This is a genomic window from Nitrosomonas sp., assembly GCF_020852615.1.
Lineage (GTDB): Bacteria > Pseudomonadota > Gammaproteobacteria > Burkholderiales > Nitrosomonadaceae > Nitrosomonas.
This window is the reverse complement of the sequence record NZ_JADZAJ010000006.1, coordinates 1-6171: the sequence shown is the minus strand read 5'-3', so window position 1 is coordinate 6171 and position 6171 is coordinate 1. Positions and strand designations below refer to the sequence as shown.

The following is a 6171-nucleotide window of genomic DNA, read 5'->3' as shown; positions in this document are numbered from 1 at the left end:
TGGAACGCATGGAGGAGCTGGCGCCAGCACACTTTGATTCACCTTTTGACTTTATTTTCCGCGTGGCTGATAAAGTCTCTACACCGCTGCTGAATCTCAATGAAGCAGAGCTTGGTTACAACGTGGGACAGCCTGTTTTAAGCAATGTAAAGCTACAGCTAGTCCCGGGCGCACGGATTGCTTTGCTTGGCCCCAACGGTGCAGGTAAATCAACTCTGATTAAAAGTATTGTAGGTGATTTACCGCTATTGGCAGGCGATCTTACCTGCAGTGAAAACTTAGTGATTGGCTACTTTGCCCAGCATCAACTGGACTCACTTGATCCAAAAGCCAGCCCGTTGCTACATTTTCAACGCATTGCTCAAGATGAGCGCGAGCAAGTTCTGCGTAATTTCCTCGGTGGTTTTAATTTTCGCGGCAAGCGCTGTGATGAACCTGTGCTCAATTTCTCCGGTGGTGAAAAAGCCCGCTTGGCTTTGGCACTGATTGCGTGGGGTAAACCTAATTTATTACTGCTCGATGAGCCCACCAACCACCTTGATTTAGAAATGCGACAAGCATTGAGTATGGCTTTACAGGATTTCTCCGGTGCACTGCTGCTGGTGTCTCACGATCGCCATCTGATTAAAAGTACCATGGATGAGTTGTACTTGGTTGCCGAGGGCCGTGTGCAAGAGTTTGCTGGCGATCTTGAGGATTACAGCAAATGGCTCAACGATTATCGTTTGCGCCAGCGTCCTGATAACGATGCAGCCAGCCCCGATAAAGTCGATCGCCGCGCACAACGCCAGGCAGCTGCTGCACTACGTAAACAACTGGCACCGCTACGCAAGCACACTGATACGTTAGAAAAACAGTTAGATAACATTCAAAAAGAGCTACAGGCTTTGGAAACCATCTTGGCTGATAATAGTCTCTATGAGCAGCCGCAAAAAGATCAGCTCAGGCAACACCTGAGCCAGCAAACCAACCTGCTACAAAAGCAGGTAAAACTGGAAGAAACCTGGCTCAATAGCTTAGAAGCGCTGGAATTATTGCAAAGTGAACTTGGGGAAGATATATAACACAATGGTTTGAAAGCGGACTAAACCGGGGGTCACAAAATGCTCGACCACTCCAGTTTAGCGGTGGCAGTCTTCATAATAAATGACGAAAGGCGGTCAGTAACCATCTTTTTAGCCCTCATCGTTTAGCCATTCCCTACCCACTGGTGAATCATCAACCCAATCACGCTCTTCCGGCGGCAGTGGATAGGCGGCATCGGTCCTTTCCAGTAGCCTGCTCATTGTGTTGCGTGGGTAACCCTTGACCGGCGGCCACATCCGGGCGGTATATACCAGGGCCGGCACCCATGCCTTATCCCTGTCAATTTCATACACCAGACGATAGCTCTCATGCAGGATCAGTTCGCAGGTGCCGGAAACCTTGCCAGTCTTACCTATCTTTGGATATTTGGCCAGACTGGTAGCAGCATCACTGAAAAGTTCATCCACTCAGCGGCCGTACCGGGGCTGTCCGCCGCGATGTAATCCCAGATGTCCGTCCGGTCTTGTTCCGCTTCCGGCGTCCAGACAACTATCACGCTTGGCCGGCTATTACCTGGTTGCGCCTGGTAGCGAATTCAGCTTCAACTTCATCATTTGTACGGCCATGACCGGCCCGCATTGAGGTGCGACCAGCTTCTACCTTACCCCGCAAATAGTCGTCATATTCGCGTGCCTGGCGGCGCTGCCTGATGTAGCCGCGCATCAGTTCACGCATGACCCGGGAAGCTGGTCGATCCTCGCTGGCAGCTTCTGCCATGAAAGTTTCGCGTAGTTCCGGTTCCAGCTTCATTGTGAAAACGACTGCTAATGTTCAGCTGGAAGTTATAGGGGCTTTCTTCATCCCTCCGGGCAATGCTGATTTATTGTGGGCCCGCCGTATCTATTCATGATTGAATTGACATCAAAGAACATCCGCAAATCCTTTTCTGGTCTTCTGGAACCAGGCAAACCCCAGCCAGGCGATTATTCCGGTAACCAGCCAATAAAGTGCCAGCAGTGAGAAATCCGGCATTTTTCCCCAGTACAAGACATCCCGCATCATCTCGATAACCGGGGTAAGAGGGTTAAGGTACAGCAAATGCTGATAGCTTTCCGGCAGAGCGCTGATCGGGTAGAAAATAGGGCTGAGGAACATGAGTACCGAAGTTACCACGCCGATAAACTGCGATACATCCCGCAAGTAGACACCCAGTGATGCCAGCGCCCAGCTTAACCCCATAATGAACAGGGCGAATGGTATGACAATAAATGGCAGAAACAATGTGCTTGCATGCGGAATACCAAACAAGAGCATATAGGCTGCCAGCCATACTCCCAGACTGATCAGCGCATGGTAAAACGCTGAAAGCAGGCCAACAAAAGGCAGGATTTCCAGCGGGAAAACCACTTTCTTGACGTAATTAGGGTTGGCAAGAATCAGTCCGGGCGCGCGGTTGATGCATTCGGCAAACAGGTTGAACACGATCAGGCCGGCAAAAAGCACCAGGGCAAATTCGGTTTTAGATTCGCTCCCCACGCTCCAGCGCGCCTTGAATATCACGCTGAACACAAATGTATAGACAACCAGCATGAACAGCGGGTTAAAGAAAGACCACAGCAACCCCAGGGCAGAACCACGATAGCGCCCCAGCACTTCCCGTTTGGCAGAAGCCAGAATCAGTTCACGGTTACGCCACAGACAGGCGAGCATTTCTACCGGTGTTGCAGAAAACTGCCGCATCAGCTGAATACCTCCACCTGTTCACAGGATATCCCCGGAATATCCCTGGCGGAAAAGGAGGCTCCTGCCCGCTGACTAAAAGTCGGGCTGTTTTTGTGCAGATCAATGGCTATATCAAACAGCCCGCCATGCACGCACATCAACCCGCCCCAAAACTGCTGAATCTGATAATACAGCCTGCACAGAACATATTTCATACTGCGACCGGAACCGGACAGATCGCTCAATGGCTTCCTCAAATTAAAATTACAGCGGTAACGCCGTGCTGTTGCCCTGCCTGGAAAAACTGTTCAGGATATCCCGGGCTGTTCCGGGCACGCTACCGCCACCCGTTTGCAACAGCAAGGACGAGATTAATGAAAGTAAAGAATAACAAACCGGATAGCGCAGGAGAAACAGATAAACCATAACCCTGCCTGACAGACGGGCAGCATTTTGCCACACTCGGATAATCCCGGGAAATTTCCTGTATCCGGCGTGCGTCAAATGCCCAACGGGTAAAGCAGACAATCTTTTTCTTCAGACAGCTTTTTCTTCGTTACATCGACTGCGATCCTGAATGTTTCTCAGTTCGCCTTACGCAGGCTGCTCGGGGACAGTCGCATCACAACCGGTTTGCTCAGCAGCTCGATGAGCACCATCACACGGCTCTCGCCTTCTGCCATCTGATAGATCCCTTCGATACCAGCAAATGCACCTTCTGTAATGCGTATTTTCTCCCCGGACTTGAACAGTGGCTCGGGTTTATTCTGAAGGGAAACTTCCTGTACCTGCAAAAACGCAATCAGGTTATTGTCGATCTTTGCCGGTTCAGACCCAAAGCATACCAGCCGGCTGACACCCCTGGTTGACCGGATTGGTGCCCAGCTTTTAGCTGAATTATCAACACCGAGCCGGATAAAAAGATAACGCGGGAATAATGGTTCATCGATCCGCACCAGATTTCCCTGCCGCACTCTTTCCACAGAAAGCATCGGCAGATAGCACTGATACCCCTGCTGCCGGAGATTTTGAAGTGCACACTTTTCCTGCTTCGGTTTGGTATGAACCAGATACCAGTGCATCGCCCTCCCCTTTCGCCATTCAAACTGGCCTTATTTTACTTTACCCAATGACTGCACAACAATGAACTCGTCATATTTTTTCGGATAAATTCAGGGTACGGCACAAAGGCTACAGTACACAGGAAACTTACAGGGGGGAAGGATCACGGGAAAAGGTCAGAGGAGAACTTTTAATCCTGCCACTGCAAGCACAAACGCCAAAGCCATACGAACCCACCGCCCGGCAATTTTGCTGGCCAGCATACTGCCTACTATGACGGCAGGCACCGAGCCTGATAACAGGCTTGCCAGCATCCACCAGTCAACCTTGCCTGCAAACAGGTAACCCAGACCGGCAACAATGGCGAGCGGGATAGCGTGCACAATATCAGTGGCAACCAGGCGATGCGGCGTCATGCGCAGCGGGTAAAGGTAAAGCAGCATGACACTTCCCATCACGCCTGCCCCCACGGATGTCAGCGCAACGCATACACCAAGAATCGCTCCGGCCAGGACTGTCAGTACCGATTGCATCGTCTCGAAACGTTCCGGCTGTCCGGTCTGCTGTTTTCTGGCCAGCGCAACCAGTTTGGGTGCGGCCAGCAGGCCAATTGACGTAATCAGCACGATAATGCCTATGCCTTTGGTGAGCCAGTCCACCTTCGCAACTTGCGTTCCCATACTCACCAGCACCACTACCAGCAGGGCCATAGGCAGGCTGCCCGTCCACAAACGCCTCACCACCTGCCAGTCCACATTGCCATTGGAATGGTGCACCCGTGCGCCGGCAATTTTAGTAACAGCAGCAAACCACAAATCAGTTGCTACCGCTGTTGTCGGGTGTATGCCAAAAAACAGCAGCAGAATAGGCGTCATCAGTGCTCCCCCGCCCACACCGGTTACTCCGATGACAAAACCTGTCAATGCACCCGCTAACGTAAACGACCAGTCGATCACACACACACCCCGGCAAGGCAGTGCGTGCAGCTATTCAGGTAGTTAAACCGCAAACAGGAGCTGTCAGGACAGGCCGTGATTTGAGCAACAGCGGCCGGACTGGCATGATCTGCCAGAGTCATGAATTCAAGTTGTCGCATAAAAGTTTATTTTTCCTGCCCGGATTGCTGAAACTGCACCTATCCTGCAGGTTATTTCCTGTCGAGCCTGGAATGGCTCAATTTGAGTGAGCCACGTAGTGTACCGTGGTTTTATTTTCCGGATCGAATTTTATTGCAATCCGCGGGCGTTCTCGCAGCTGGTCTGACAAGTGCGGCAACAGCTCCGCCGCAATAAAAAATGCAAACCGTGCAAAAACAGTACAACGAACAGCGCAGGGATATGTTGCAATTGAACCCACCCCGCCGGCCACCCGAAATCAGGTCACCGGATAAAGCCCGGTATATCCCTGAAAACAGGGGTCAATGACAGGCATTTTTCAGGGACATTCAGCCATTTATACTGAACAGATGATGCGAATGCTGTTTTACCTTAATGGTATCGAAACGATTCAGCAGGCTGCCAAACCGTGCAATTTTCTGTTCGATCTGTTCAACCGGGATTTCAGGAAAACGATGATCATGGTAAGACAGCCGATTCGGTCCGGGACGGCGCATATTCAATTGGGTCAGTGCCGCTTTGAGGTTCGCGAGCGCCCGTCCTGCCAGATATACCGGAGTGGCCCTTGCCGGTGGCTGGGACTGGCTGTAGCCGCTTTTTTCCAGTACATCGACGATACGCTCACATGCAAGACGATCATTCTGTGCTGCCAGATAGTAATCGATAAGTATCTTGCGTTCTTCACCCCCCGGAGCACCCAGATCACCGCGCAAAATCCGGGACAAGGTATCTTCAAGCTCGCTGAAATTGAATGACTGATAACTCAGCCGGGTCGGCAGCCCCTGGAAGTCGTAGTCGTAATATTCATTGAAAGTGGCCAGATAGGAAATAGCCGGAACTCCCAGGGCATAGGCTTCCAGGCCGGTCGTACAGCCATTGTGCACCATGGTTTTCGAGGCCAGAAGCCAGGGGATGACGCTGCCTTCATTCGTGACCTTTACGCGCTGGCATTGAGCAGCAATATCGTGATAAACCTGAAAATTTTCACTCGGATGCGGCCGCACTATGATTGTCATATCCGGGAATGCCCGTTCCAGTGCCGGGATGAGCTGCCTGAAATCCTCCAGTATGGCTTTCTTGTGATACCACAGGCCTTCGGCAAATTCTTCACTCATACCAATCCCGGCCTGTCCGCGCCGGGATTTTTTATCTCCATCCTTTGCCGGAATGAACAGACCGATATTGGGGATGAAAGGATTGACATCGGTGAAATTGGTATTGATCAGAATGAAGTCACCGTACAGGT

The 6171-nt window shown here is 51.3% G+C and carries 9 protein-coding genes; 1 reads left to right on the top strand and 8 read right to left on the bottom strand.

The features are described from left to right. A partial coding sequence (locus tag IT527_RS00990; RefSeq protein ID WP_292965287.1) for an ATP-binding cassette domain-containing protein occupies window positions 1-1064 on the top strand: 1064 nt, incomplete at its 5' end. 111 nt (window positions 1065-1175) lie between these two features. Here IT527_RS00990 and IT527_RS00985 read toward each other — a convergent pair. The 8 genes from IT527_RS00985 to IT527_RS00950 all read right to left on the bottom strand — a co-directional run. Then, window positions 1176-1493, bottom strand: coding sequence for a type II toxin-antitoxin system RelE/ParE family toxin (locus tag IT527_RS00985; RefSeq protein ID WP_292965285.1), 318 nt, complete (start codon window positions 1491-1493; stop codon window positions 1176-1178). An 85-nt stretch (window positions 1494-1578) separates the two neighbouring features. Then, entirely contained in the window at window positions 1579-1836 is a 258-nt protein-coding gene (locus tag IT527_RS00980; protein WP_292965283.1) for an antitoxin of toxin-antitoxin stability system, read from the bottom strand. 111 nt (window positions 1837-1947) lie between these two features. After that, window positions 1948-2766 carry an ABC transporter permease gene (locus IT527_RS00975; protein WP_292965281.1) on the bottom strand — a complete coding sequence of 273 codons (819 nt, stop codon included), beginning with the start codon at window positions 2764-2766 and terminating at the stop codon, window positions 1948-1950. Then, window positions 2766-2993 (bottom strand): dTDP-4-dehydrorhamnose 3,5-epimerase family protein, encoded by a 228-nt coding sequence (locus tag IT527_RS00970; RefSeq protein ID WP_292965279.1) that lies wholly within the window; start codon window positions 2991-2993, stop codon window positions 2766-2768. The genes IT527_RS00975 and IT527_RS00970 overlap by 1 nt, the downstream gene beginning before the upstream one ends. Before the next feature lie 19 nt (window positions 2994-3012). Then, window positions 3013-3210 (bottom strand): hypothetical protein, encoded by a 198-nt coding sequence (locus tag IT527_RS00965; RefSeq protein WP_292965277.1) that lies wholly within the window; start codon window positions 3208-3210, stop codon window positions 3013-3015. A gap of 122 nt (window positions 3211-3332) precedes the next feature. After that, complete coding sequence (rfaH, locus tag IT527_RS00960) at window positions 3333-3830, bottom strand: transcription/translation regulatory transformer protein RfaH (RefSeq protein ID WP_292965275.1); 498 nt, start codon at window positions 3828-3830, stop codon at window positions 3333-3335. Between the two features lie 156 nt (window positions 3831-3986). Continuing rightward, window positions 3987-4766 carry a sulfite exporter TauE/SafE family protein gene (locus IT527_RS00955; RefSeq protein WP_292965273.1) on the bottom strand — a complete coding sequence of 260 codons (780 nt, stop codon included), beginning with the start codon at window positions 4764-4766 and terminating at the stop codon, window positions 3987-3989. A gap of 488 nt (window positions 4767-5254) precedes the next feature. Next, window positions 5255-6171: surface carbohydrate biosynthesis protein (locus tag IT527_RS00950; protein WP_363278040.1), on the bottom strand; the 917-nt coding region annotated here is incomplete at its 5' end.

Bases quoted from the DNA above. Each gene is read 5' to 3' on its own strand.
- IT527_RS00980 (WP_292965283.1), bottom strand. From the start codon at position 1,836: ATGAAGCTGGAACCGGAACTACGCGAAACTTTCATGGCAGAAGCTGCC.
- IT527_RS00975 (WP_292965281.1), bottom strand. From the start codon at position 2,766: ATGCGGCAGTTTTCTGCAACACCGGTAGAAATGCTCGCCTGTCTGTGG.
- rfaH (WP_292965275.1), bottom strand. From the start codon at position 3,830: ATGCACTGGTATCTGGTTCATACCAAACCGAAGCAGGAAAAGTGTGCA.